Source organism: Hydrogenophaga sp., assembly GCF_030158645.1.
GTDB lineage: Bacteria > Pseudomonadota > Gammaproteobacteria > Burkholderiales > Burkholderiaceae_C > Hydrogenophaga.
The window spans coordinates 1-24,759 of the sequence record NZ_JAOASO010000100.1; the positions used below are offsets into that span (position 1 = coordinate 1).

The window sequence follows — 24,759 nt, forward strand, 5'->3', positions numbered from 1 at the left end:
TGCCCCACATGCGCATGCGGGTCCAGTCGCCCATGTTCACGATGTCGCTGATGGCGCCCATGGTGCAGAAATGGGTGCGTTGTGCGATGAACCCAAAAACAAGGGCCACGGCAAAGGCGGCCCAGAGAACGAGGGTGTTGAGTTTGGCGAGGTCGGCGATTTCCATGGCCGCCATTGTAGGAGGCGGGCCTGGTCCCTCCTGAACAGACAGCCACGTGCCGGAGCACGTGGCTCGGGTCAGCGCAGGCGGGCGAGGCGCTCGCGTGCGGCGGCTGCGGCCTCGGAGTTGGGGTGCGCCTTGACCAGGCTTTCAAGCGTGGTCTTCGCGGTGCGCGCATCTTTCAGTTCGACGTAACTGTTGGCCATGGCGAGCATGGCCTCGGGTGTGCGCATGTGCGCCGGGAACTCGCGCACCAAGCGGCCATGGGTGGCCACGGCTTCCTTGTAGGCACGGTTGGCGTAATGCGCGTTGCCCAGCCAGTACAACACCGAGGGCGTGTAGCCGCTGGCGGGGTGGCGCTGCAGGAACGACGCATAGGCTGCCGCTGCGGGCTGGAACTCCGACTTGCGCAGCTGCGCCATGGCGGCTTCAAAGTCGTTCTTTTCGGCGGGTGCAGCGGTGAAGGACTGACCGTCAAATTCGATGCGCAGCGGCTCCACCTGACGCAGGCGCTCGTCGATGCCGACCTGCACGTCCTTCTGCTGACGCTGCAACTCCGACACCTCGCGCGCCAACTGCTCGTTCTGACCCCTCAAGCGCGCGAGCTCGGCCCGCAGCTGCTCGATCTGGTTGGAGAGCTCCAGCAGGCTTCGACGCGTGCTCGCATCGCCCTCGCGCGCTTCGGCCGCAGCGGCGTCGGCGGCCTGCTTGTTGGCGTCCACTTTCTGCCGCAACTCGATGATGGCCTTGCGCGCCTCGTCATCGCCAAACAAGGCGTGGGCCTGCAAAGGCCACGCCATGGCCAGGAAAAGCGCCCAGGGCGCGGCGACGGTGAGCTTCATGTTCAACGGTAGGTCAGTTCAACGCGGCGGTTCTTGGCGAACGAGGCTTCGTCCAGGCCCACCTGGGCCGGCTTCTCTTCACCGAAACTCACGGCTTCCATCTGGGCTTCGGTCACGCCCAGCAGGCCGAGCGCACGGCGCACGGCCTCGGCGCGCTTCTGGCCCAGCGCGAGGTTGTATTCGCGGCCGCCGCGCTCGTCGGTGTGACCTTCGAGGTTCACGCGACGGGTGCGGTTGGCGTTGAGGTAACGCGCATTGGCTTCCAACGTGGCGGCGGAGTCGGCCTTGACCTCGAAGCTGTCGTAGTCGAAATAGATGATGCGGGCCACGGCGGCGGGCTGCGCCGAATCGGCTCCTCCCACAGCCACGCCGGACACGCCACGTGGATCGACAGCGCCGCCCTGACCACCGGCAGCAGCACCCGAGTTGACTGCTGACCCGGTGCGATTTTCAACCGGCACGTCGTCGAGTTTCACGCCCGAGCTGCAAGCAGCCAACACAGCGGCGAGGCCCAGTCCGACGACAAGGCGCAGCCCGCGCTGCAGGCGCGCATTGGGAACGGTGGGGGAAGTTTGGATGCTGTTCATGGAGAGAGTCCTTGGAGATGAAAAAAAAGGGGAGGCAGGAGCGCGGGAGCTCCTGTGGGGGATCAGCGCAGGAATGGGCCCCACTCAGGCTCGCGAATGTCGCCCTGAGCGCCGGCGAGGCGGGTCTTGATGCGTCCGTCGACCGTGGTGGTCATCAGCGCTTCCTGACCCTTCTCGCGGGTGGCGTAAATGATCATGCGGCTGTTGGGCGCAAAGCTGGGGCTCTCGTCGGCGCTCGACTCGGTGAGTGCCGTCACGGTGCCACTGGCCAGCTCCATCACGTGCAGGCGGAACGCCCCGTTGACGCGCGAAATGAAGGCGAGCCACCGCCCGTCCGGGCTGGGCGCGGGCGAGATGTTGTAGTTGCCGGTGAAGGTCAGGCGCTGGGCATTGCCGCCTTGCGCACCCATGCGGTAGACCTGCGGCGAGCCGCCGCGGTCGCTCACGAAGTAGATCGACTTGCCGTCCGGGCTGAAGACCGGCTCGGTGTCGATGCTGGCCGACTGGCTCAAACGGCGCGGTTCGCCGCCGTTGGCGTCCATGGTGTAGACCTGCGCGTTGCCCGACAACGACAGCGTGGCCACGACCGAACGACCATCGGGCGACCATGAAGGCGCGCTGTTGGAGCCTTTGAAATTGGCCAGCAAGCGGCGGCGGCCCGATGCCACGTCGTGCGCATAAATCACGGGCTTGCGCGCTTCGAACGACACATAGGCGAGTTGCGCACCACCGGGTGCCCAGCTCGGCGAGATGATGGGCTCCGGGCTGGTGAGGGCGGCGCGCGCGTTTTCACCATCGGCATCGGCCACCCAGAGGTTGTGGCGCTGCGCGGTTTTGGTCACATAAGCAATGCGCGTGGAGAACACGCCCTTTTCGCCCGTGATCTTTTCGTAGATGAAATCGGCCACGCGGTGGGCAGCCAGGCGCAGGTCTTGTGCGCCCACAGGGTAGCTCAGGCCACCCAGGTCCTGCCCACGCACCACGTCCCAGAGGCGGAAGCGCACGTCAAACCGGCCATCGGCCAGCTTGGTGACGCTGCCGGTGAGCAGGGAGTCAGCGCCCCGCTCGCGCCAGGGGCCGAGGTCGGGGCGGGAGGTTTCGTCCAGACCGCCGGCGATGGGGTCGACGAAGCGGAACTGGCCACTGCGCTCCAGGTCGGCGCGAACGATGGCGGCCACGTTTTCACTGGCGGCATCGTTGCCGCGAAAACCGACGGCAGAAAAGGGAAACTGGGTGAGACCAACGCCCGCCACCTCGACCCGGAACTGGGCCTGCGAAGCCATGGGCCAACCGAGCAGGGGGAGCGTGGAAACCAGGCCGAGCGCGCGGCGTCTCGGGATCGCGGGCAGCGCGTTGTGTCGGTTCAAATCCAGCATGCTGTGTGTGTCGCTTGTCCTGAGGTGGCAGCGAGAAAAAACGCCTCGCGAAGCCGACCGATAATAACGGAGGCACCCGGCCCTTCCGTGACAAGATGTGTGCACGCAGGGCCAGTGCCGGTGGTGCAAGGCTGATTCAGCGCTGCGCGGAATGTTCCGCAAGACCGCACTCTTTGGGACCGATCTGCTTTTGACCGCATCCAACAACTCCAGCCCGCCCCTGGCCGGCACGCTGACCCAGCGCCTGCTGCGCCTGTGGCCCTACTTCCGCTCGGCCAAGACCGGCATTGCGCTCGCGGCCATCAGCACCCTGGTCGGCGCACTGACCGAACCGCTCATTCCCGCCTTGCTCAAAACGCTGCTGGACCGTGGTTTCGCCGAGGGCAACATCGAACTGTGGATGGTGCCGGTCGCACTCATGGGCCTCTTCGGTGTCCGCGGGCTGGCCGGCTTTGTGGCGCAGTACACGCTCTCCTACACCGCCAGCCTGGGCCTGCTCAACCTGCGCCGCGCCATGTTCGTCAAGCTCAACGACGCGCAGATGACGCTGTTTGCCCGGCAGAGCGCCAGCAAGCTGTCGAACACGCTGGTGTACGAAGTGCAGACGGGCTCGCAGATGCTGGTGTCCGCCTTCCTCACGCTCACCAAGGACAGCCTGACCGTGCTGGCGCTCCTGGGCTATTTGTTCTACCTCAACTGGAAGCTCACGCTGATCGTGATGACGGTGTTCCCCGGCCTGATCCTGATCATGCGGGTGCTCTCGCGCCGCCTCTACAAGCTCACCCGTGACAGCCAGACCGCCACCGACGAGCTCGCCTACGTGGTGGAAGAAAACGCGCTGGCCCACCGCATGGTGCGCCTGCACGGCGCACAGGCGCGCCAGACCCAGCGCTTCGATGAGCTCAGCCTCGCGCTGAGGCGGCTGGCGCTCAAATCCACCATCGCCATGGCGGCCATGACGCCGCTGACGCAACTGCTCGCCTCGGCCGCGCTGTCGGCGGTCATCGCCGTGGCCTTGTGGCAGAGCAGCAGCAGCGGCGTGACGGTGGGCAACTTCGTGGCCTTCGTCACCGCCATGCTGATGCTGATCACGCCGATCCGGCACCTGGCCGAGATCACCGCGCCCATCACGCGCGGCCTGGCGGCCCTGGAGCGTGGACTGGAACTGATCGAGAACACGCCCGAACAATCCAGTGGGGCCCACAGCGTCGATCGGGTGACCGGTTCGATCGTGTTGAGCGGCGTCTGGGTGCGATACCCCGCCAAGGACGACCAGGTCGTGCACAGCGATGACGACAGCCTGGTGGCCTTGCGCGGCGTTTCGCTGGACATCCACCCAGGTGAGGTGGTGGCCTTTGTGGGTCCGTCGGGATCGGGCAAGACCACTCTCGTCAATCTGCTGCCGCGCTTCGTGGAGATCGAGCGCGGCGACATCCTGCTCGACGGTGTGGCGCTGGCCGACTGGAACCTGACCAGCCTGCGTCGCCAGTACGCCATGGTGAGCCAGGACGTGGTGATGCTCAACGACACGCTGGCCGCCAACGTGGCACTGGGCGCGCTGGGCAACGAGGTGGACGAAGGACGCGTGCGCGCAGCGCTCGTGTCGGCCAACCTGGGCGAGCTGGTGGAGCGCCTGCCGCAGGGCATTCACAGCAACGTGGGCCACAACGCGGCCGAGCTCTCGGGTGGTCAGCGCCAGCGGCTGGCCATTGCCCGAGCCATCTACAAGGACGCACCCATCCTGATCCTGGACGAGGCCACCTCGGCGCTGGACAACGAATCGGAACGGCTGGTGCAGGACGCACTGGCCAGGCTGATGAAAGGCCGCACCACGCTCGTGATTGCGCACCGCCTCTCCACCATCGAGCACGCCGACCGGGTGGTGGTGCTGGCCGACGGCCGCATCAGCGAAATGGGCACGCACCGCGAACTGCTGGCCGCCGACGGGCTTTACGCCCGGCTGCACTCGCAGAGCTTCAGGCCGGAAGCAGACAGCCGATGAGGTCGCTCACAACAACACGATGTCGTACTGCTCTTGCGTCATCGAGCCTTCGCTTTGCAGCGAGATCGGCTTGCCGATGAAGTCCGACAGGCCTGCGAGGTGCGCCCGCTCCTCGTCGAGGAACAGCTCCACCACCTTGGCCGAGGCCACCACGCGGAATTCGCGCGGGTTGAAGGCGCGGGCCTCGCGCAGGATCTCGCGCAAGATGTCGTAGCACACGCTGCGCGCGGTTTTCACCACGCCCTTGCCGCTGCAGGCTTCGCAGGGTTCGCTCAGCATGTGGGCGAGCGACTCGCGCGTGCGCTTGCGCGTCATCTCGACCAGACCCAGCTGCGAGAAGCTGCCGGTCATGGTTTTCACGCGGTCGCGCGCGAGCTGTTTGCGGAACTCGCTGAGCACCGAATCCCGGTGGTCTTCGCGCACCATGTCGATGAAATCCACGATGACGATACCGCCCAGATTGCGCAAGCGCAGCTGCCGCGCAATGGCCTGCGCAGCCTCGAGGTTGGTGCGGTAGACGGTGTCGTCGAAATTGCGAGCGCCCACAAAACCACCGGTGTTCACGTCCACCGTGGTCAGCGCCTCGGTCTGGTCGATCACCAGGTAACCACCCGATTTGAGGTCGACGCGCCGACTGAGCGCACGCACGATGTCTTCGTCCACGTTGAAGAGGTCGAAGATCGGCCGCTCGCCGCTGTAGTGCTGCAGCTTGGCCACGGTGTCGGGCATGAACTCTGCCGCGAATGTGGTGAGCAGACCGTGCTGCTCGCGCGAATCGATGCGGATGGAATGCGTGTCGGCACCCACCAGATCGCGCAGGACGCGCTGCATCAGGTTCAGGTCTTCGTGCAGGAGCGTGGCCGAGGGCTGCCGAGTGGAAGCTTCCTTGATGCGCAGCCAGGTCTTGCGCAGGTAGGCGGTGTCCTCCGCCAGCTCTTCGTCGGTGGCGTCCTCGGCGTTGGTGCGCAGGATGAAGCCGCCGGCAGGGCTGCCGTCGGTGGTGGCCGTGAGCTGCAGCAGGCGCTGGCGCAGCGCTTCGCGTTGCGCCGGGGGAATCTTCTGCGACACACCGATGTGGTTGTCCTGCGGCAGAAACACCAGCAGGCGGCCGGCGATGCTGATCTGCGCGGTCAAACGCGCACCCTTGGTGCCGATGGGGTCCTTGAGCACCTGCACCATGAGCGCCTGGCCCTCGAAGATCTGGCGCTCGATCGGCAACACGGGATTGGGGGTGAGCAGTTTGCCGTTGGCGCCGGCTGCAGGCCCCTCCGACTCTGGCGCTTGCGTCGCGCTCGCGCGCGGAGCGGCGTGTTTGGCAGCGATGTTGGGCATGAGGTCGGCCACGTGCAGAAAGGCCGCGCGGTCCAGACCGATGTCGATGAAGGCCGACTGCATGCCGGGCAGCACGCGCGAGACCTTGCCCAGGTAAATGTTGCCGACCAGACCGCGCTCCAGCGTGCGCTCCAGGTGCACCTCTTGCACCGCCCCCTGCTCCACCACCGCCACCCGCGTTTCCTGAGGTGACCAATTGATCAGAATGTCCTGGCTCATGAGGCCCTTCTCCGTGGCGTGATGCGGTTCAGATCAGCGGCACACCGGCGGCGTGCAGCACCTGCGCTGTCTCGTGCGCGGGCAGGCCCATGATGCCCGAATAGCTGCCACTGATGTGGCTCACCCAGAGGCTGGCACGCCCCTGGATGGCATAGGCCCCGGCCTTGCCCATGGGCTCACCGCTGGCCACGTAGCGGGCGATCTGCTGGACCGTGAGGGGCTCGAAGGTGACCCACGAGGTGGACAGGGCCGCGTGGACACGTGAACCGCGTTGACGGGGCACGCCCACCGCCACGGCGGTGAGCACGCGGTGGCGGCGGCCGGCCAGGCTGGCGAGCATGCGTTGCGCCTCGGCGGCATCGGTCGGCTTGCCCAGGATGCGCCGGCCCAGCGCCACGGTGGTATCGGCGCAGAGCACGGGCGCGGGCGGAAGACCTCGTCGTTTCAAGCGATCGAGCGAAGCCTGCAACTTCAGGCCGGTCACGCGTTGTACGTACGTCGCTGGCGCTTCATTGGGCAACACGGCTTCGAGCGACTCGGCGTCTTCGTCTGCGTCCGGCAGCAGCAGCTCACAACGAACGCCCCACTGTTCAAGGAGCTGCTTGCGACGAGGACTCTGGGATGCGAGGTAGATGAAGTCGGTCATGTGAAGATTCGCCGCCGGGCCGCCCCAAGGCGAATCAGCCCCCTTGGGGGGCAGCGACCCGCGAAGCAGTGGAGCGTGGGGGCAGTCATTCTCTGTGGTACGGGTGGTTGGCGTTGACAGACCACGCGCGGTAGAGCTGCTCGATCAGCAGCACCCGCACCATGGCGTGCGGCAGGGTCAGGTCGGACAAGCGGATGCGCTGGTGAGCCGCGGCGCGAAACGCCGGGTCGAGGCCGTCGGGGCCGCCGATCACCAGGGCCACGTCATCGCTCTCCAGCTGCCATTCGTTCAACTGCTGGGCCAAGGCCTTGGTGGTGAGGGTGGTGCCGCGCTCGTCGAGTGCCACGATGCGCGAGCCGCGCGGGATCGCGGCCTCGATGCGCTCGCGCTCCGCCGCGAGCAGCGTCTCCAGGGTCTTGGAGCCGCGAGGCTCGGTCTTGACGGCTTTGAGTTCGACCCGGAGCTCGGGCGGAAAGCGCTTGGCGTAATCGTCGTAGGCGGTCTGGGCCCAGTCGGGCACCCGCTGCCCGACCGCGACGATCAGCAGCTTCATGCTTTGCGGGGGGCAGCGGCCTTGGTGGTTTTGCGAGCGGGCGTCTTGGCAGCGGGTTTGGCTGCGGCCTTCGGTGCTGCCTTGGCTGCAGCTTTGGGAGCGGACTTGGCGGCGGGCTTCGCACTCGGCGCCACGCGTGGCTTGACCACCAGTTTCTGCAGCGCGGTTTTGGGCGCGCTCGAGGCGGGTTTGCGGGCGGTCTTGGTGGCCGTGGTTTTGGCCGGTGCCGATTTGGCGGCCGACTTCACCGCGGGCTTTTTGCTCGCGGTCTTGGCCACGGGCTTGGCCGGTGCTGCGGCGGCCGTGCGGGCTGCCGACTGCGCGGCCTTGCGTGCCGTGCTCTTGGCGGGCTGGGCCGCGGCAGTGGCCACCGGTTTCTTGCGGCTCTTGGCAGCGGGCTTGGCCTCGGCCACCACAGGCTTCTCGGCACCGTGCTTCAGGCGAACCGGTTTGGCACCCCAGATTTCCTCCAACCGGTAGTACTGGCGGATCACGGGTTGCATCACATGGGCGACGGCCGCGCCGCAATCCACGATGATCCACTCGCCGTTGTCTTCACCCTCGATGCGGGGTTTGTCGAAGCCGGCTTCGCGCACGGCGTCGCGCACACTGGCGGCCAGGGCTTTGGTCTGGCGGTTCGACGTGCCGCTGGCAACGATCACGCGCTCGAAGAGCGGTGAGAGGTGTTCGGTGTTGAAAACCACGATGTCCTGACCCTTGACGTCCTCCAGCCCGTCGACGATGGCGCGCTGGAGTCTCTGGATGTCTTTTTTGGCAATGGTTTCGCTGGTCATTTAGGAATCTGATAAAGGTGATGGGTTGAAATGTAGCTTGCGACGGCCTCGGGCACCAGAACCTCCAGGGCGGAGGTGCTGTGGGCCGCCTGGCCCAGCCGGGCCCGCACGGCGGTCGCGCTGATGTTCTTGAGCGGCATGTCGAGCCGCTCGAACGGCAGATCCACCTGGGACAGATCGGTTTCCACCGCCTGGTCGAGCGGGGCGTCGGCACCGATGTTGGTGGCGCGGTTGGCCACCGCCAGGGTGGCCAGCTCCAGCACATCCTGCCAGCGCACCCAACTGCGAAACGCCAGCAGCTGGTCGGCACCCAACACCAGGAACAGCTGCGCACCGGGGTACTCGCGCCGCAGCTCGCGCAGGGTGTCGGCGGTGTAGCTTGGGCCTTCGCGGTGGATTTCCCGCTCGTCGATGGTCACGCGGGCCAGATCGTCGAACGCCAGATGGCACATGGCCACCCGATCGGCGGCGGGCGAGAGCACCCGGGTCTTGTGCCAGGCGTGGCCGGTCGGCAGGATGTGCAGCGCGTCGAGCCCGAGCTGCTGCAAAGCGGTTTCGGCCAGCGCCCGGTGCGCCCAGTGCGGTGGGTCAAACGCCCCGCCGAACATGCCCACGCGTTGCGGGCTCGCGGCGTCCTGCTTCAAAGCCAGTCCTTGCGCACCAGAAAGTCCTTGTAGAGCCGCTCTTCGGGCGTGCCTTTTTTGGTTTTGCGGTTGTAGGCCCAGCTGACCAGCGGCGGCATGGACAACAGGATCGATTCGCTGCGCCCGCCCGACTGCAGGCCGAAATGCGTGCCGCGGTCCCACACCAGGTTGAATTCAACATAACGCCCGCGGCGATACAGCTGGAAGCTGCGCTCGCGTTCGCCATAGGGTGTGTTCTTGCGGCGGTCGACGATGGGCAGGTAGGCGTCCAGAAAAGCGTCGCCGACCGAGCTCATCATGGCGAAGCTGCCGTCGAAGCCGAGTTCGGAGAAGTCGTCGAAGAAAACGCCACCGATGCCGCGCTGCTCGTCGCGGTGCTTCAAATAAAAGTACTCGTCGCACCAGGTTTTGAAGCGGGGGTATTTGTCCACGCCGAACGGGTCGAGCGCGTTTTTCGCCGAGCGGTGGAAATGCACCGCGTCTTCCTCGAAACCGTAATACGGCGTGAGGTCCATGCCGCCACCGAACCAGCACACCGGCTCGCCACCAGCGGGCGTGGCCGCGAGCATGCGCACGTTCATGTGCACCGTGGGCACATAGGGGTTGCGCGGGTGAAACACCAGCGAGACGCCCATGGCCTCAAACGGCGCGCCGTTGAGCTCGGGCCGGTGTGCGGTGGCCGACGGCGGCAGGCGCGGGCCGGTCACGTGCGAAAAACCGCAGCCCGCGCGCTCGAAGACCGCCCCGTCTTCCAGGATCTGCGTGATGCCGTTGCCTTGCAGGATTTCGCCCGCCGGCTTGGTCCAGCGGTCCACGACAAAACTGCCACCGTCCACCATGGCCACGGTGGAGGTGATGCGGTCCTGCAGGTCGATGAGGAACTCGCGCACGGAAGACAAGGAAGTCTGTTTCATGGTGGGACCGAATCGTCGGGAAAGGGGCGGCGTCGTGCTGGGCTCAGACCGCACGGTAACCGATGTCGCGGCGGCACTGCATGCCGTCAAAGCGGATGCCATCCACCACCCGATAGGCGCTTTGCTGTGCAAGGGCCACCGTATCGGCGAGGGCGGTCACGCACAACACACGGCCACCCGAGACCTGCACCTCGTCGCCGGCCGTGGCCGTGCCGGCGTGGAACACCATGCGGTCGGCGGCATCGGCGGGCAGTCCGGTGATGGCGTCGCCCTTGCGCGGGTGCAGTGGGTAACCAGCGGCGGCCAGCACCACGCCCAGCGCCACGCGCGGGTCCCAGTCGAGCTTCACGCGGTCCAACTCGGCTTTGGTTGCCGCCAGCAGCGCCTGCGTGAGGTTGCTCTTGAGCCGCATCATGATCGGCTGCGTCTCGGGGTCGCCCATGCGGCAGTTGAACTCCAGCGTCTTCACACGCCCATCGGGCGTGATCATCAGGCCCGCGTACAGGAAGCCGGTGTAGGGAATGCCGTCAGCGGCCATGCCGCGCAGCGTGGGCAGGATCACCTCGGTCATCGCGCGTTCGTGCACGGCGGGCGTGACCACCGGCGCGGGCGAGTACGCGCCCATGCCGCCGGTGTTGGGTCCCTGGTCGGCGTCCAGCAGGCGCTTGTGGTCCTGGCTGGTGGCCAGCGCCAGCGCGTGCTCGCCGTCGCACAGCACGATGAAGCTGGCTTCTTCGCCTTCGAGGAATTCTTCGATGACGACGCGTGCGCCGCCTTCGTTGTGTGCCACGCCCAGGGTGTTGTCGAGCAGCATGAAATCGATGGCTTCGTGCGCCTCGGCCGCCGTCATGGCCACCACCACCCCCTTGCCGGCCGCCAGACCGTCGGCCTTGACGACGATGGGTGCGCCTTCGGCGTCCACATAGGCATGGGCCAGCGCCGCGTCGGTGAAGGCCTGGTACCTGGCCGTGGGAATGCCGTGGCGCTGCATGAAGGCTTTGGAGAAGGCTTTCGAGCTCTCCAGTTGCGCGGCCGCTTTCGTCGGGCCGAAGATGGGCAGGCCATGCGCGCGGAACTCGTCCACCACACCGGCGGCCAGAGGCGCCTCCGGCCCCACCACGGTGAGTGCCACGCCCTGGGCCTGGGCCCATTGGCGCAGCGACACCTTGTCGGTGATGTCGAGGTTGATCAGGTCCGGGTCGCGCGCCGTCCCGGCGTTGCCGGGTGCAACGAAGACCTGGCTCACGCCTTCATCGTGCTTGAGTTTCCAGGCCAGCGCGTGTTCGCGGCCACCGCCGCCAATGACCAGTACTTTCATTCTTGAATTTCTGCGTTGTGGAAGACGCCTTGCACGTCGTCCAGGTCTTCCAGCACATCCAGCAGCTTCTGCATGCGCGCGGCGTCCTCGCCGGTGAGTTCCACTGTGTTTTCAGCGCGCATCGTCACCTCGGCGATCTCGGGCGTGAGGCCAGCGGCTTCCAGCGCGTTCTTCACGGCTTCGAATTCGGTCGGTGAGGTCAGCACTTCGATGGCACCGTCGGCATCGGTGATCACGTCGTCGGCGCCGGCTTCCAGTGCCACTTCCATCACCTTGTCTTCGGAGGTGCCAGGTGCAAACACAAGCTGCCCGCAGTGTTTGAACTGGAACGACACCGAGCCGTCGGTGCCCAGGTTGCCGCCGTGCTTGCTGAACGCGTGGCGCACCTCGGCCACGGTGCGAACCTTGTTGTCGGTCATGGTGTCGATGATCACCGCCGCGCCGCCGATGCCATAGCCCTCGTAACGGATTTCTTCCAGGCTCACGCCTTCGAGCGTGCCGGAGGCCTTTTCCACGTTGTATTTGATGCGGTCGGCCGGCATGTTGGCGGCCTTGGCCTTGTCGATGGCCAGGCGCAGGCGCGGGTTCATGGCCGGGTCGCCGCCGCCCTGGCGCGCGGCCACGGTGATCTCACGGATGACGCGCGTCCAGATCTTTCCGCGCTTTTCGTCCTGGCGGCCCTTGCGGTGCTGAATGTTTGCCCATTTGCTGTGTCCGGCCACGAAATTGTCCTTTTGCCTGCTTGGGCTTTGATCTAATAAGCCTGCGATTTTACGTTTTCAACCGCCCTGCCCCGAACCCGCACACAAGGAAGCTCCGCCATGGCCGAACCGATGCTGATCGCCCAGAACGCCACCACCACCTGCCAGCTGCTGCCGGGCCTGGCCAACCGCCATGGATTGATCACGGGCGCCACCGGCACCGGCAAGACGGTGACGCTGCAAACCCTGGCAGAGCAGTTCTCCAACATCGGCGTGCCGGTGTTCATGGCCGACGTGAAGGGCGACCTCTCCGGCATCAGCCAGAAGGGCCATTTCGGCGACAAGATCAGCAAGGTGCTGCAAGACCGCGGCATCACCCTGCCCGCCTCACAGGCCTGCCCCACCACGCTGTGGGACGTGTTCGGCGAGCTGGGCCACCCGGTGCGCGCCACGGTGAGCGACATGGGCCCGCTGCTGCTCGCGCGCATGCTCAACCTCAACGACACCCAGGCCGGCGTGTTCAACCTGGTGTTCAAGATCGCCGACGACAACGGCCTGCTGCTGCTGGACATGAAGGACCTGCGGGCCATGCTGCAGCACATCGGCGACAACGCCAAGCAGTTCACCACCGAGTACGGCAACATCAGCGCGGCCAGCATCGGCGCGATCCAGCGCGGCTTGATGCAGGTCGAGCAACAAGGTGGTGACCAGTTCTTTGGCGAGCCCATGCTCGACATCAGCGACTTCATGCAGACGGTGGACGGCAAGGGCGTCATCAACATCCTGGCGGCCGACAAGCTCATGAACGCGCCGCGCCTGTACGCCACCTTCCTGCTGTGGATGCTCTCCGAGCTGTTCGAGACCCTCCCCGAGATCGGCGACCCCGAGAAGCCCAAGCTGGTGTTCTTCTTCGACGAGGCCCACCTGCTGTTCAACGAAGCGCCCAAGGTGCTGATCGAGCGCATCGAACTCGTGGTGCGCCTGGTGCGCTCCAAGGGCGTGGGCGTGTATTTCGTGACGCAGAACCCGCTGGACATTCCGGACAGCGTGCTCGGCCAGCTCGGCAACCGCGTGCAGCATGCGCTGCGCGCCTTCACCCCGCGCGACCAGAAGGCGGTGAAGTCCACCGCCCAGACCATGCGCCCCAAAGCCGGGCTGGACATCGAAGCCGCCATCACCGAACTCGCCGTGGGCGAGGCGCTGGTGAGCCTGCTGGACGCCAAAGGCCGGCCCTGTGAAACCGAGCGCGTGTTTGTGGTGCCACCGGGCAGCCAGCTCGGTCCCATCACCGACGCCCAGCGCCAGCAGCTGCGCCAAGGCTCGCTGGTAGCGGGCGTGTACGAGAAGCTGCTCGACCGTGAGAGCGCCTACGAGATGTTTGCCAACCACGCGGGCCAGCGCGGTGGGGCCGAGGCCGAGCCCGCCGAGCAGAAGGCCGCAGCGAAAACGCCCCGCATTCCCGGCGCCGCCAAACAAGAAGCCGAAGCCGGTGGTGGTGGCATCGGCGGCATGGTCAACGAGGCCTTGTTTGGCCGCACCGGCCCACGCGGTGGCCAATACGACGGACTGGTGCAGACCATGGCCAAAACGGCGGCGCGCAGCGTGGCCAGCGGTCTGGGCCGTCAGATCGTGCGAGGCGTGCTGGGCAGTCTGCTCGGCGGCAAACGCTGAACGGGCGCAACATGAAATTCGTCTTCTACATCGTCCTGGCCACCATCGTGCTGGCCCTGGTGGCCGCCCAGGTCGGCTTGCTCAGCGGTCAGCGGCCGGGCGACCTCGGCGTGAAAGACGGCCGCCTGAAGCCACCCTCGCTCACCCGCAACAGCGTGAGCAGCCAGGCCGCGCTGCTGCCCGACCACCCGCAACGCGCCTATGCCGCGGTTGACCCGCTGCCCTTCAAGGCGGCCGGTGCAGCGGCCTCGCTGAAGGCGCTGGAGGCCGTGCTGCTCGCCATGCCCGGCGTGACCATCGTCGAACAACGCCCCGACTACATGTATGCCCAGGCGCAGACACGCTGGCTCAAGTTTGTGGACGACGTGGAGTTCTGGGCCAACCCGGCCAGTGGCGTGATCGAGCTGCGCAGCGCCAGCCGCCTGGGACGCGAAGACTTTGGCGTGAACCGCCAACGCATCGAGGCCATTCGCGCGGCTTACCTCGCAGCCCCCTGAAGCGAACCGCAACGCCCAAAACAAAAGGCCCGGAAGACCGGGCCTTTTGCATGGTGAGGCTGAAGCTCAGCCCGCCGTGGCTTCCTCGGGCTTGGCCTTGCCTTCTTTCTTCGGCAGCGGCTGGATGTCCAGATCGACTTCCTGCACCTCCTTGCCGGCTTCGTCGGTCTTGGTGACGATGTCGACCGTGAGGCGACCGCCTTCGGTCAGGCGACCGAACAACAGTTCGTCGGCCAGCGCGCGGCGGATCGTGTCCTGGATCAGGCGCTGCATCGGGCGCGCGCCCATCAGCGGGTCGAAACCCTTCTTGGCCAGGTGCTTGCGCAGCGCGTCGGTGAACGTGACCTCAACCTTCTTCTCGCCGAGCTGCGTCTCCAGCTGCAGCAGGAACTTGTCCACCACCCGCATGATGACGTTTTCGTCCAGCGCCTTGAAGCTCACGGTGGCGTCCAGGCGGTTGCGGAACTCGGGCGTGAACAGGCGCTTGATGTCGGCCATCTCGTCGCCCGCTTCGCGCGGGTTGGTGAAGCCAATGGTCGCCTTGTTCATGGTCTCGGCACCCGCGTTCGTCGTCATGATGATGATGACGTTGCGGAAGTCGGCCTTGCGCCCGTTGTTGTCGGTCAGCGTGCCGTGGTCCATCACCTGCAGCAAGACGTTGAAAATGTCCGGATGCGCCTTCTCGATCTCGTCGAGCAGCAGCACGCAATGCGGCTTCTTGGTCACGGCTTCGGTCAGCAGGCCACCCTGGTCAAAACCCACGTAGCCCGGGGGCGCGCCGATCAGGCGGCTCACGGCGTGCCGCTCCATGTACTCCGACATGTCGAAGCGGATCAGGTCGATCCCCATGATGTAGGCCAGCTGCTTGGCGGCTTCGGTCTTGCCGACACCGGTGGGGCCGCTGAACAGGAAGGCGCCGATCGGCTTGTCGCTCTTGCCCAGGCCAGAGCGCGCCATCTTGACGGACGAGGCAAGGATCTCCAGCGCCTTGTCCTGGCCGAACACCACGCTCTTGAGGTCGCGTTCCAGCGTCTGCAGCTTGCTGCGGTCGTCGTTGGACACGTTGGCCGGGGGAATGCGCGCGATCTTCGCCACGATTTCCTCGACCTCGGTCTTGCTGATGGTCTTCTTGCGCTTGGACACCGGCAGGATGCGCTGGGCGGCACCGGCCTCGTCGATCACGTCAATGGCCTTGTCGGGCAGGTGACGGTCGTTGATGTACTTGGCGCTGAGTTCGGCCGCGGCCTGCAGGGCGGCCACGGCGTACTTCACGCCATGGTGCTCTTCAAAGCGCGACTTCAGGCCCTTGAGGATGTCCACCGTTTCCTGCACGGTCGGCTCGACCACGTCCACCTTCTGGAAGCGGCGGCTGAGCGCGGCGTCTTTCTCGAAGATGCCGCGGTATTCGGTGAAGGTGGTCGCGCCGATGCACTTGAGCTGGCCACTGGAGAGCGCCGGCTTGAGCAGGTTGGACGCGTCCAGCGTGCCACCCGAGGCAGCACCCGCACCGATCAGGGTGTGGATCTCGTCGATGAACAGGATGGCGTTGGGGCGATCCTTCAGTGACTTGAGAACACCTTTCAGACGTTGCTCGAAGTCACCGCGGTACTTGGTGCCGGCCAGCAAGGCGCCCATGTCGAGCGAGAACACGCTCGAATCGGCCAGGATCTCGGGCACTTCGCCCTGGGTGATGCGCCAGGCGAGACCCTCGGCAATGGCCGTCTTGCCCACGCCGGCTTCGCCCACCAGCAGCGGGTTGTTCTTGCGACGCCGGCACAGGATCTGGATCACGCGCTCGACTTCGTACTCGCGCCCGATGAGCGGATCGATCTTGCCGTCCTTGGCCATCTGGTTGAGGTTCTGGGTGAACTGCTCCAGAGGCGAGGCCTTTTCGTTGCCCTTGGCTTCGCCGGCTTCTTCGTTCTCGGCGGCACTCTCACCGGGCTTGGCAGCCTCGGGCGGATCGCTCTTGCGGATGCCGTGGGCGATGAAGTTCACCACGTCCAGGCGGGTCACGCCCTGCTGGTGGAGGTAGTACACGGCGTGCGAGTCTTTCTCGCCGAAGATGGCCACCAGCACGTTGGCGCCGGTGACTTCCTTCTTGCCGTTGCCGGTGGACTGCACGTGCATGATGGCGCGCTGGATCACGCGCTGGAAACCCAGCGTGGGCTGGGTGTCCACCTCGTCGGTGCCGGCCACTTGCGGGGTATTGTCCTTGATGAAGTTCGTCAGGGATTTTCGAAGGTCGTCGATGTTGGCCGAGCAGGCGCGCAACACTTCGGCGGCGCTGGGGTTGTCCAGCAGCGCGAGCAACAGGTGCTCGACCGTGATGAATTCGTGCCGCTGCTGCCGGGCCTCGACAAAGGCCATATGCAAGCTGACTTCAAGTTCCTGGGCAATCATGGGGCACGTCCTTTGGGCTGGGATGATCGGGAAAGCAAATGTCTGAAATAAGAACAGAGCGGATTCGTTGGTTCAGATGAGGCGGTTTGGTCTTTATTCAACCGGCTCGCTCATGCATTGCAAGGGATGGCCAGCAGCGCGGGCCGCCTGGAGCACCTGATCGACCTTGGTGCTGGCCACGTCACGCGAATAGACCCCGCAGATGCCTTTTCCCTCCAGATGGATCTTGAGCATGATCTGGGTGGCGGTTTCGCGGTCCTTGCTGAAGAACTCCTGGATGACATGCACCACGAACTCCATGGGCGTGAAATCGTCGTTGAGCAAAACCACCTGAAACATCTGGGGGGGCTGGGTGCGCTGGGCACGCCGTTCAAGCACCACCGACTCGTCGTTGCCGACGCCGGGAGGCGCCGTCGGGTTTTCGGGTTTTTTGGGGTTCTGGGTGGCCATGAAAACCATTCTAGCGGCGCGTCCCCGCCCACATCACCATGCGGGATTAGCAGCGGGACGGGGGCCACAACCAAGCCCCTGCCTGCTGGCGGGGCCGATGGCTGTGACATGGTTTTTTCCATGCCTCATTGTGAGGGGAAAGGCGAAAACAAAACCGCAGAGCAAGCGGTTTTTGGGGGTGTAGTTCGCGATATCGGGCGACGGGTGGAGTCAGCGGGAACGCCACCGGCACCGGTGCGTCACATGTTCTCGATCATCACCTGACCAAAACCGGAGCAACTCACCTGCGTCGCGCCCTCCATGAGGCGCGCGAAGTCGTAGGTGACCTTTTTGCTCAGGATGGATTTTTCGAGCGAGGTGATGATCAGGTCAGCCGCTTCTTTCCATCCCATGTGACGCAGCATCATTTCAGCGGAAAGGATTTCAGATCCCGGGTTCACATAGTCTTTGCCGGCGTACTTGGGCGCGGTGCCGTGCGTGGCCTCGAAGCACGCCACGGTGTCCGACAGGTTGGCGCCGGGCGCAATGCCGATGCCGCCCACCTGCGCCGCCAGCGCGTCGGAGATGTAGTCGCCGTTGAGGTTGAGCGTGGCGACCACCGAGTACTCGGCCGGCCGCAACAGGATTTGCTGCAGGAAGGCGTCGGCGATGCTGTCCTTGACGATGATGTCCTTGCCCGTCTTGGGGTTCTTGAACTTGCACCATGGGCCGTCGTCGATGAGTTCGGCGCCAAACTCCTTGCGTGCCAGGGCGTACGCCCAGTCGCGGAAGCCACCCTCGGTGTACTTCATGATGTTGCCCTTGTGCACGATGGTCACGCTGGGCTTGTCGTTGTCGATCGCGTACTGGATGGCCTTGCGCACCAGGCGCTCGGTGCCTTCGATCGACACCGGCTTGATGCCGATGCCCGAGGTGTTCGGGAAACGGATCTTCGTCACGCCCATCTCTTCCATCAGGAACTTGATGAGCTTCTTCGCCTTGTCGGACTCGGCCTCGTACTCGATGCCGGCGTAAATGTCTTCCGAGTTCTCACGGAAGATCACCATGTTGGTTTTTTCAGGCTCCTTCAGCGGCGAAGGAACGCCCTTGAAGTACTGCACCGGGCGCAGGCACACGTAGAGATCGAGCTCCTGCCGCAGCGCCACGTTGAGCGAGCGGATGCCACCGCCCACCGGCGTGGTCAGCGGGCCCTTGATTGAGACGACGTATTCGCGCAAGGCAGCCAGGGTTTCTTCGGGCAACCAGACGTCGGGGCCGTAGATCCGGGTGGACTTTTCACCGGCGTAGACCTCCATCCAGTGGATCTTGCGCTGGCCGCCGTAGGCCTTGGCCACGGCCGCATCGACCACCTTGAGCATCACCGGCGTGATGTCCAGTCCGGTGCCGTCGCCCTCGATGTACGGCACGATGGGTTGCTCCGGCACGTTGAGCGACATGTCGGCGTTGACGGTGATCTTTTCGCCTTGGGTCGGCACTTGGATGTGTTGGTACATGGAGGGTCTCCGGATTTGTGATTTTGGCGACGGGTTCACAGGCAGCACGCACAAGCTGGGAGGCACGTGTGGACGCTGCGGAAATTCTAGCCCCCGCTCCCGTGGACTCGCATCCATACGATGGCTACCAAGTAGCCTGCACGTCAGATACACAGTGGACACATGCCGGGCCCCGGCTTCGCGGAGAATGAAGTGTTTCGCGAAACACCCCATCCCGAGCATGAAAAAACTGTCCACTCACCTGCTGTCGCTGTTGATCCTCCTGTCCACGGCCGCCTGGTCACAGGAGTCACCGCAGCTGCAGCTGCCCAGGGTCACGCTGTCGGCCGGCATGCACCTGATCAACGCTCAGGTGGCCGCCACGCCGCAGCAGCGTGCGGTGGGTCTGATGTTCCGCAAGGAAATGCCCGTCAACGAAGGCATGCTGTTCGCCTTTGAACAGGCCGCGGAGCAATGTTTCTGGATGAAGAACACCCTGCTGCCACTGACGGCGGCCTTCGTGGCCGATGACGGCACCATCGTCAACCTCGCCGACATGCAACCGCAGAGCCTGGAGTCGCACTGCTCCAGCAAGCCCGTGCGCTTCGTCCTCGAGATGAACCAGGGCTGGTTCAGCAAACGCGGACTGAAAGCCGGCTCCAGGCTGAGCGGCCCACCGTTCACACGGTAGGCCGCTGTGGCGTCTCAACGGACCCGCATCAGGCCTGGACCGAAGCCAGCGCGGCGTTGAAGGTCTTGCTGGGACGCATGATCGCTTCGAGCTTGTCGAAGTCGGGCTTGTAGTAGCCACCGATGTCCACCGCCTGGCCCTGCACAGCCGCCAGTTCGGCCACGATGGTCTGCTCGTTGTCTTCGAGTTGCTTCGCCAGCGGGGCGAACTTCGCGGCGAGGGCGGGGTCGTCGGTTTGCGCGGCCAGTTCCTGGGCCCAGTACATCGCCAGGTAGAACTGGCTGCCGCGGTTGTCGAGCTGACCGGTCTTGGGCGACGGGTTCTTGTTGTTGTCCAGCAGCTTGCCGGTGGCTGCATCCAGCGTTTTGGCGAGCACCTTGGCTTGCAGGTTGCCGGTCTTCAAACCCAGGTCTTCCATGGACACGGCCAACGCCAGGAACTCACCCAGTGAATCCCAGCGCAGGTGGTTCTCTTCCACCAGCTGCTGCACGTGTTTGGGTGCAGAGCCGCCAGCGCCGGTTTCGTACATGCCGCCACCGGCCATGAGCGGCACGATGGACAGCATCTTGGCGCTGGTGCCCAGCTCCATGATCGGGAACAGATCGGTCAGGTAGTCGCGCAGGATGTTGCCGGTGGCACTGATGGTGTCCAGACCGCGGGTCACGCGCTCCAGCGTGTAACGCATGGCGCGCACCTGACTCATGATCTGGATGTCGAGGCCCGCCGTGTTGTGCTCGTGCAGGTACATCTTGACCTTGGTGATCAGCTGAGCCTCGTGCGGGCGGTACTGGTCGAGCCAGAACACCACGGGCATGCCCGAATGGCGTGCGCGGGTCACAGCCAGTTTCACCCAGTCGCGGATGGCCGCGTCCTTGACCTGGCACATGCGCCAGATGTCGCCCTGCTCCACGTCCTGGCTGAGCAAGACCTCGCCGGTGGCGAGGTCGGTGATGTTCGCCACACCGTCCTCGGTGATCTCGAAGGTCTTGTCGTGCGAACCGTATTCCTCCGCCTGCTGGGCCATCAGGCCGACGTTGGGCACGGTGCCCATGGTCTTGGGATCAAAAGCGCCGTGCCATTTGCAGAAGTTGATGATCTCCTGGTAGATGCGCGCAAAGGTCGACTCGGGCATCACCGCCTTCACATCTTTCAGGCGTCCATCGGCGCCCCACATCTTGCCGCTGTTGCGGATCATGGCGGGCATCGACGCGTCCACGATCACGTCGTTGGGTGAGTGGAAATTGGTGATGCCCTTGGCGGAATCGACCATGGCCAGCTCGGGCCGGCCTTCGTGGCAGGCGTGCAGGTCGCGCTTGATCTCGTCTTGCTTGCTCTGGGGCAGCGTGGCGATCTTGTTGTACAGATCGACCATGCCGTTGTTGACGTTCACGCCCAATTCGTCGAACAGCTTGCCGTGTTTCTCGAAGGCTTGCCGGTAAAAGATCTTCACGCAGTGCCCGAACACGATGGGGTGCGACACCTTCATCATGGTGGCCTTCACGTGCAGCGAGAACATCACGCCGGTCTTGTGGGCGTCTTCGATCTCTTTTTCATAGAACTCGAGCAGTGCCTTCTTGCTCATGAACATGGAGTCGATGATTTCCCGGTCCAGCAAGGACACCTTGGACTTGAGCACGATGGTCTTGCCACTCTTGGTGACCAGCTCCATCTTGACGTCGCGCGCCTTGTCCAGCGTCATGGACTTTTCACCGTGGTAGAAGTCGCCCGCGTGCATGTGGGACACGTGCGAACGCGAAGCCTGGCTCCACTCGCCCATGCTGTGGGGGTTCTTGCGGGCGTATTCCTTCACCGCCCGAGGAGCACGGCGGTCTGAATTGCCTTCCCGCAGGACCGGGTTCACAGCACTCCCGGTGCACTTCGCGTAGCGCGCGCGAAGCGCCTTTTCTTCGTCCGACTTCGGGTTCTCCGGGTAGTCCGGAATGGCGTAGCCCTTGGCCTGCAGCTCCTTGATGCAGGACACCAACTGGGACACCGACGCGCTGATGTTGGGCAGCTTGATGATGTTGGCCTGGGGCTTGAATGTCAGCTTGCCGAGTTCAGCGAGGTGGTCGGGCACGCGTTGCGCCTCGGTCAGGCACTCGGGGAACGCAGCCAGCACGCGCGCGGCAACGGAAATGTCGCTGGTGGCGATGTGGATGCCGGCCGGTGCTGCGAAGGTGCGGACGATGGGCAGAAACGCACTGGTGGCCAGCAGGGGGGCTTCGTCCGTCAGGGTGTAAATGATGGTGGGTTGCTGGCTGCTCATCGCGTATCTCCAAAATTGTTGGGCTGAGGTCTTCGAAGCGTGCGGCACGCTGTCTTCGCGCCGGCTGGATCGAACCGTAGGTGATTTTGCTTTCCAGAGCCTGAATCGAACCCCATTTTTTGAACCCGTATCTCACCATGCAAAAAGCACGGCGAAAAATCTGATTTCTTTTCCAGCTCACCGGCAACAAAAAGGGCTCGAAGCTTGCGCTTCGAGCCCTGTCACCGGATCGCGGCGGCTCAGGCGAAGTTGGCTTCGGCAAACGACCAGTTCACCAGCTTGTCGAGGAAGGTTTCCACGAACTTGGGGCGGGCGTTGCGGTAGTCGATGTAATAGGCGTGCTCCCACACGTCCACCGTCAGCAGCGCCTTGTCACCGGTGGTCAGCGGGGTGCCGGCGGCGCCCATGTTCACGATGTCGACCGAGCCGTCGGCTTTCTTCACCAGCCAGGTCCAGCCGGAGCCGAAGTTGCCGACAGCGGACTTCACGAAGGCTTCCTTGAAGGCAGCGTAGCTGCCCCACTTGGCGGTGATGGCCTCGGCCAGCGCGCCGGAGGGCTCACCACCGCCGTTGGGCTTCATGCAGCTCCAGAAAAAGGTGTGATTCCAGATCTGGGCGGAATTGTTGTAGATGCCGCCACTGGACTTCTTGACGATGGACTCCAGGTCCATGGCTTCGAACTCGGTGCCTTTTTGCAGGTTGTTGAGGTTGACCACATACGCGTTGTGGTGCTTGCCGTGGTGGAACTCCAGCGTTTCGCGGCTGTAGTGGGGAGCCAGGGCGTCCAGGGCGTAGGGCAATGCGGGCAGGGTGTGTTCCATGGGGTTCCTCGTGAGTGCTGTTGTGGAAATCTCGCCGGCCGGGTGGTCTCACCCGCGGACAGGCGGCCATTGTAGGCACGGGTCTGTGCAGCGACGGTGTCAGGGTCTCTGCGCCGGGGGCTCCACCCGGACGTCCAGGGTGCCATCGGCCAGCGTGGCGGTGAGCGCCTGCCCGGCCTCCACCTGCGCCGCCCGCGTCACCGCCAGGCCTTGGGTGTCCGTGAGAAACGCGTAACCGCGCTCCAGCACGAGCTGTGGATCCAGCAGACCCAGCGACAGCTCACAACGGTGCAGGCGCTCCTGCTGGCGCTTCAAAGATCGCTGCAAGGCGCTCGGCAGTTGGTCTTCCAGAACCCGCAACCGGTTGCGTCGCTGCTGCGAGCCCAGCAGCCAGCCGGTTTGCAGCCGATGCTGCAGGCGGCTGAGCTGCTGCTGGTTGTCGTGCAGACGAGCAGACGGACGACCCAGTCGCTGCGCCAGCCTGTCCAGCCGTTGGCCCTGCTGGTCAACGATGCTGAAGACCGCTTCACCCAGCCGCTCCTGAAGGTAATCCAGCTCGCCCAGGCGCTGTTCACGCGCCGGTGCGCACAGCTCAGCCGCAGCGGTGGGCGTCGGCGCCCGCAGGTCGGCGACAAAGTCGGCCAGGGTGAAATCGGTTTCATGACCCACGCCGCAGATCAACGGCATCGGTGAGCGCGCGATGAGGCGGACCAGCCCAGGGTCGTTGAATGACCACAAATCCTCCAGCGATCCGCCGCCGCGCACCAGCAGCAAGACCTCGCTCTCCCCCGTCTCGGCATGACGGCGGTAAGCAGTCTGCAGGGCTGCACACAGCTCGGCTGGCGCCTGCGTGCCCTGTACCGACGCCGGATAAATCACCACCGGCAGGTGCGGCACCCGCCGTTGCAGCGTCGTCACCACATCGCGCAGGGCGGCAGCGCCGAGCGAAGTGACCACACCGATGCTGCGCGGCTGGATCGGCAGCGTCCGTTTGCGCGCCGCCTCAAACAACCCCTCGGCCTCCAGCTCGGCCTTGAGACGCAGGAACTGCTCGAACAAAGCGCCCTGCCCGGCCGGCTGCAGGGTGTCCACGATCAGCTGCAGTTCGCCGCGCGCGCCGTAGACGTCCAGCTTGCCGCGCGCCTGCACGAGTTGTCCGTCACGGGGAGCGAAGGTGAGCTGCTCGGCCGAACGGCGAAACAGCGCACAGCGCACCTGCCCGGTCTCGTCCTTGAGGGAAAAATAACAATGGCCGCTGGCCGCGCGCGAAAAGCCCGAAATCTCCCCACGCACCGCCACCGGGTTGAAGCGCGCGGCCAGCGTGTCCGCCACCGCTCGCATGAGCGGCCCAACCGCCCACACACGGCCCGCCGATGCGGCATCCAATCCGGAAAACGGCTCAGCCACGGGCGCTTCCCGGGCAAAAGTGTCCACAGACCGCATGAATGCTGGCGTGTCGGTGCTGTGGGCTCGTGTGGCCGGGCCGGAACGGATAGGACATTGATTCAGAAGCGTTTTGCACTGCCTGTTTGCTGATCGATTTGTTGGAAGTGAAGCGCTGCGCGGGTTCGCGGCACATGCCCGCCGGGTTCTTCACAAAGTTATCCACAGAATCTGTGCACGGAACCAGCCGGGTGGACGGTTCCATGGCGAGCGGGATTGGGCGCCTGTTTTGCGGGGTCGGCATCACCCCTGAGCCATAATCCCGGCACAACGATGCGCCGCGCGACCCGGCGGCCCCCGACTGGAGCCCAGACTTGCTTTCCATCATACAAGCCGCCGGATGGCCCATCTGGCCATTGATCCTCTGTTCCGTCATCGGATTGGCGCTCGTCATTGAGCGGTTCGTCAGTCTCAAAACCGCGAAAATCATCCCGCCGAAGCTGCTGGATGAAGCCATCATGGTGTCGCGCAACGGCGTGCCGGGCCCCGACGTGGTGACCCAGCTTGAACAGAATTCCGTGCTCGGCGCCGTGTTGGCCAGCGGCTTTCGCACCTTCAACAGCAACCCCCGCGCCAGCGAAGACGACTTGCGCGCCAGCCTCGAAGGCGCCGGCCGCCAGGCAGCGGCGCAACTGCAGCGCTACCTCGGCGCACTCGCCACCATCGCGTCGGCCGCGCCCCTGCTCGGCCTGCTGGGCACGGTCATCGGCATGATCGAGATCTTCGGCTCGCAAGGCGCCCAGGGCGCCGGTGTGGTGCCGGGTGTTGGCGACCCGGCCCAGCTGGCCCAGGGCATTTCGATCGCCCTCTACAACACCGCGTTCGGCCTGATCGTGGCCATCCCGGCCCTGATTTTCTGGCGCTATTTCCGCGCCCGGGTGGACGACTACCTGCTGGCCCTGGAGTTGGCTGCGGAGCGCTTCGCGCGCCACCTGCTGAGCCTGCGCAAGAACTGAC

At 65.0% G+C, this 24,759-nt stretch carries 22 protein-coding genes and 1 pseudogene; 5 read left to right on the forward strand and 18 right to left on the reverse strand.

Translation table 11 applies throughout. From position 1 onward, the window contains the following. The 4 genes and pseudogenes from Q1W68_RS11250 to tolB form a co-directional block, all read right to left on the reverse strand. A pseudogene (locus Q1W68_RS11250) lies at window positions 1–166 on the reverse strand (YeeE/YedE family protein); the annotation flags it as partial. 71 nt (window positions 167–237) lie between these two features. Next, on the reverse strand, window positions 238–1,002 hold the full coding sequence (gene ybgF, locus Q1W68_RS11255) for a tol-pal system protein YbgF (protein WP_300654155.1): 765 nt from the start codon (window positions 1,000–1,002) through the stop codon (window positions 238–240). Between the two features lie 2 nt (window positions 1,003–1,004). Next, on the reverse strand, window positions 1,005–1,589 hold the full coding sequence (gene pal / locus Q1W68_RS11260) for a peptidoglycan-associated lipoprotein Pal (protein ID WP_300654158.1): 585 nt from the start codon (window positions 1,587–1,589) through the stop codon (window positions 1,005–1,007). Window positions 1,590–1,651: 62 nt separating this feature from the next. Next, window positions 1,652–2,965, reverse strand: coding sequence for a Tol-Pal system beta propeller repeat protein TolB (gene tolB, locus Q1W68_RS11265; protein WP_300654161.1), 1,314 nt, complete (start codon window positions 2,963–2,965; stop codon window positions 1,652–1,654). Between the two features lie 190 nt (window positions 2,966–3,155). Between tolB and msbA the strand changes: the two genes are divergently transcribed. After that, window positions 3,156–4,967, forward strand: coding sequence for a lipid A export permease/ATP-binding protein MsbA (gene msbA / locus Q1W68_RS11270; protein WP_300716734.1), 1,812 nt, complete (start codon window positions 3,156–3,158; stop codon window positions 4,965–4,967). A gap of 6 nt (window positions 4,968–4,973) precedes the next feature. Here the strand turns inward: msbA and Q1W68_RS11275 are convergent, their stop codons facing one another. The 8 genes from Q1W68_RS11275 to Q1W68_RS11310 all read right to left on the reverse strand — a co-directional run bounded on the left by Q1W68_RS11275 (window position 4,974) and on the right by Q1W68_RS11310 (window position 12,109). Further along, window positions 4,974–6,518 carry an Rne/Rng family ribonuclease gene (locus Q1W68_RS11275; RefSeq protein ID WP_300654165.1) on the reverse strand — a complete coding sequence of 515 codons (1,545 nt, stop codon included), beginning with the start codon at window positions 6,516–6,518 and terminating at the stop codon, window positions 4,974–4,976. Between the two features lie 28 nt (window positions 6,519–6,546). Next, window positions 6,547–7,164: a Maf family protein gene (locus Q1W68_RS11280; RefSeq protein WP_300654168.1), complete on the reverse strand. Its 618-nt coding sequence runs from the start codon at window positions 7,162–7,164 to the stop codon at window positions 6,547–6,549. A gap of 85 nt (window positions 7,165–7,249) precedes the next feature. Further along, on the reverse strand, window positions 7,250–7,717 hold the full coding sequence (gene rlmH / locus Q1W68_RS11285; protein WP_300654171.1) for a 23S rRNA (pseudouridine(1915)-N(3))-methyltransferase RlmH: 468 nt from the start codon (window positions 7,715–7,717) through the stop codon (window positions 7,250–7,252). Next, window positions 7,714–8,511 carry a ribosome silencing factor gene (rsfS, locus tag Q1W68_RS11290; protein WP_300654173.1) on the reverse strand — a complete coding sequence of 266 codons (798 nt, stop codon included), beginning with the start codon at window positions 8,509–8,511 and terminating at the stop codon, window positions 7,714–7,716. The genes rlmH and rsfS overlap by 4 nt, the downstream gene beginning before the upstream one ends. Next, window positions 8,508–9,155 carry a nicotinate (nicotinamide) nucleotide adenylyltransferase gene (gene nadD, locus Q1W68_RS11295; RefSeq protein WP_300716739.1) on the reverse strand — a complete coding sequence of 216 codons (648 nt, stop codon included), beginning with the start codon at window positions 9,153–9,155 and terminating at the stop codon, window positions 8,508–8,510. The genes rsfS and nadD overlap by 4 nt, the downstream gene beginning before the upstream one ends. Continuing rightward, complete coding sequence (gene hemF, locus Q1W68_RS11300; RefSeq protein ID WP_300716741.1) at window positions 9,152–10,069, reverse strand: oxygen-dependent coproporphyrinogen oxidase; 918 nt, start codon at window positions 10,067–10,069, stop codon at window positions 9,152–9,154. Before hemF ends, nadD begins: the two co-directional genes overlap by 4 nt. 43 nt (window positions 10,070–10,112) lie before the next feature. Further along, window positions 10,113–11,387, reverse strand: a complete 1,275-nt coding sequence (purD, locus tag Q1W68_RS11305; protein ID WP_300654175.1) for a phosphoribosylamine--glycine ligase — start codon at window positions 11,385–11,387, stop codon at window positions 10,113–10,115. Further along, window positions 11,384–12,109, reverse strand: a complete 726-nt coding sequence (locus Q1W68_RS11310) for a YebC/PmpR family DNA-binding transcriptional regulator (protein ID WP_300654177.1) — start codon at window positions 12,107–12,109, stop codon at window positions 11,384–11,386. Before Q1W68_RS11310 ends, purD begins: the two co-directional genes overlap by 4 nt. Window positions 12,110–12,208: 99 nt before the next feature. On the opposite strand from Q1W68_RS11310, the gene Q1W68_RS11315 reads away from it, so the two are divergent. Continuing rightward, window positions 12,209–13,759, forward strand: a complete 1,551-nt coding sequence (locus Q1W68_RS11315; protein WP_300716746.1) for a helicase HerA-like C-terminal domain-containing protein — start codon at window positions 12,209–12,211, stop codon at window positions 13,757–13,759. 11 nt (window positions 13,760–13,770) lie between these two features. After that, the gene (locus Q1W68_RS11320) at window positions 13,771–14,256 is read left to right on the forward strand and encodes a DUF1499 domain-containing protein (RefSeq protein ID WP_300654183.1); all 486 of its coding nucleotides are present in this window, start codon (window positions 13,771–13,773) and stop codon (window positions 14,254–14,256) included. A gap of 66 nt (window positions 14,257–14,322) precedes the next feature. Here Q1W68_RS11320 and clpA read toward each other — a convergent pair whose 3' ends face one another. From clpA to icd, 3 genes are all read right to left on the reverse strand, one after another. Continuing rightward, window positions 14,323–16,659, reverse strand: a complete 2,337-nt coding sequence (gene clpA, locus Q1W68_RS11325; RefSeq protein ID WP_300716747.1) for an ATP-dependent Clp protease ATP-binding subunit ClpA — start codon at window positions 16,657–16,659, stop codon at window positions 14,323–14,325. A 93-nt stretch (window positions 16,660–16,752) separates the two neighbouring features. Beyond that, a complete protein-coding gene (gene clpS, locus Q1W68_RS11330) occupies window positions 16,753–17,118 on the reverse strand; it encodes an ATP-dependent Clp protease adapter ClpS (RefSeq protein WP_300716748.1) in 366 nt (121 codons plus the stop codon). A 230-nt stretch (window positions 17,119–17,348) separates the two neighbouring features. Further along, window positions 17,349–18,602 (reverse strand): NADP-dependent isocitrate dehydrogenase, encoded by a 1,254-nt coding sequence (icd, locus tag Q1W68_RS11335; RefSeq protein WP_300716750.1) that lies wholly within the window; start codon window positions 18,600–18,602, stop codon window positions 17,349–17,351. Window positions 18,603–18,822: 220 nt separating this feature from the next. Here icd and Q1W68_RS11340 point away from each other — a divergent pair, with 220 nt between their 5' ends. Continuing rightward, window positions 18,823–19,272 (forward strand): DUF192 domain-containing protein, encoded by a 450-nt coding sequence (locus Q1W68_RS11340; protein WP_300654190.1) that lies wholly within the window; start codon window positions 18,823–18,825, stop codon window positions 19,270–19,272. 28 nt (window positions 19,273–19,300) lie between these two features. Here Q1W68_RS11340 and Q1W68_RS11345 read toward each other — a convergent pair whose 3' ends face one another. The 3 genes from Q1W68_RS11345 to xseA form a co-directional block, all read right to left on the reverse strand. Beyond that, window positions 19,301–21,538, reverse strand: coding sequence for an NADP-dependent isocitrate dehydrogenase (locus Q1W68_RS11345; protein ID WP_300654193.1), 2,238 nt, complete (start codon window positions 21,536–21,538; stop codon window positions 19,301–19,303). Between the two features lie 239 nt (window positions 21,539–21,777). Beyond that, entirely contained in the window at window positions 21,778–22,359 is a 582-nt protein-coding gene (locus tag Q1W68_RS11350; RefSeq protein ID WP_300654196.1) for a Fe-Mn family superoxide dismutase, read from the reverse strand. Between the two features lie 99 nt (window positions 22,360–22,458). After that, a complete protein-coding gene (gene xseA, locus Q1W68_RS11355; protein WP_366146702.1) occupies window positions 22,459–23,700 on the reverse strand; it encodes an exodeoxyribonuclease VII large subunit in 1,242 nt (413 codons plus the stop codon). Window positions 23,701–24,116: 416 nt separating this feature from the next. Here xseA and Q1W68_RS11360 point away from each other — a divergent pair, with 416 nt between their 5' ends. Continuing rightward, entirely contained in the window at window positions 24,117–24,758 is a 642-nt protein-coding gene (locus tag Q1W68_RS11360; RefSeq protein WP_300716752.1) for a MotA/TolQ/ExbB proton channel family protein, read from the forward strand. Window position 24,759: the final 1 nt, after the last annotated feature.

Excerpts from the sequence above, each read along its gene's own strand:
- Q1W68_RS11275 (WP_300654165.1), bottom strand. The coding sequence starts at position 6,518 with ATGAGCCAGGACATTCTGATCAATTGGTCACCTCAGGAAACGCGGGTG.
- tolB (WP_300654161.1), bottom strand. The coding sequence starts at position 2,965 with ATGCTGGATTTGAACCGACACAACGCGCTGCCCGCGATCCCGAGACGC.
- hemF (WP_300716741.1), bottom strand. The coding sequence starts at position 10,069 with ATGAAACAGACTTCCTTGTCTTCCGTGCGCGAGTTCCTCATCGACCTG.
- Q1W68_RS11320 (WP_300654183.1), top strand. The coding sequence starts at position 13,771 with ATGAAATTCGTCTTCTACATCGTCCTGGCCACCATCGTGCTGGCCCTG.
- Q1W68_RS11340 (WP_300654190.1), top strand. The coding sequence starts at position 18,823 with ATGAAAAAACTGTCCACTCACCTGCTGTCGCTGTTGATCCTCCTGTCC.
- Q1W68_RS11350 (WP_300654196.1), bottom strand. The coding sequence starts at position 22,359 with ATGGAACACACCCTGCCCGCATTGCCCTACGCCCTGGACGCCCTGGCT.
- icd (WP_300716750.1), bottom strand. The coding sequence starts at position 18,602 with ATGTACCAACACATCCAAGTGCCGACCCAAGGCGAAAAGATCACCGTC.
- clpA (WP_300716747.1), bottom strand. The coding sequence starts at position 16,659 with ATGATTGCCCAGGAACTTGAAGTCAGCTTGCATATGGCCTTTGTCGAG.
- Q1W68_RS11345 (WP_300654193.1), bottom strand. The coding sequence starts at position 21,538 with ATGAGCAGCCAGCAACCCACCATCATTTACACCCTGACGGACGAAGCC.
- rsfS (WP_300654173.1), bottom strand. The coding sequence starts at position 8,511 with ATGACCAGCGAAACCATTGCCAAAAAAGACATCCAGAGACTCCAGCGC.
- purD (WP_300654175.1), bottom strand. The coding sequence starts at position 11,387 with ATGAAAGTACTGGTCATTGGCGGCGGTGGCCGCGAACACGCGCTGGCC.
- ybgF (WP_300654155.1), bottom strand. The coding sequence starts at position 1,002 with ATGAAGCTCACCGTCGCCGCGCCCTGGGCGCTTTTCCTGGCCATGGCG.
- pal (WP_300654158.1), bottom strand. The coding sequence starts at position 1,589 with ATGAACAGCATCCAAACTTCCCCCACCGTTCCCAATGCGCGCCTGCAG.
- rlmH (WP_300654171.1), bottom strand. The coding sequence starts at position 7,717 with ATGAAGCTGCTGATCGTCGCGGTCGGGCAGCGGGTGCCCGACTGGGCC.
- xseA (WP_366146702.1), bottom strand. The coding sequence starts at position 23,700 with ATGCGAGCGGTGGCGGACACGCTGGCCGCGCGCTTCAACCCGGTGGCG.
- Q1W68_RS11315 (WP_300716746.1), top strand. The coding sequence starts at position 12,209 with ATGGCCGAACCGATGCTGATCGCCCAGAACGCCACCACCACCTGCCAG.
- Q1W68_RS11280 (WP_300654168.1), bottom strand. The coding sequence starts at position 7,164 with ATGACCGACTTCATCTACCTCGCATCCCAGAGTCCTCGTCGCAAGCAG.
- clpS (WP_300716748.1), bottom strand. The coding sequence starts at position 17,118 with ATGGTTTTCATGGCCACCCAGAACCCCAAAAAACCCGAAAACCCGACG.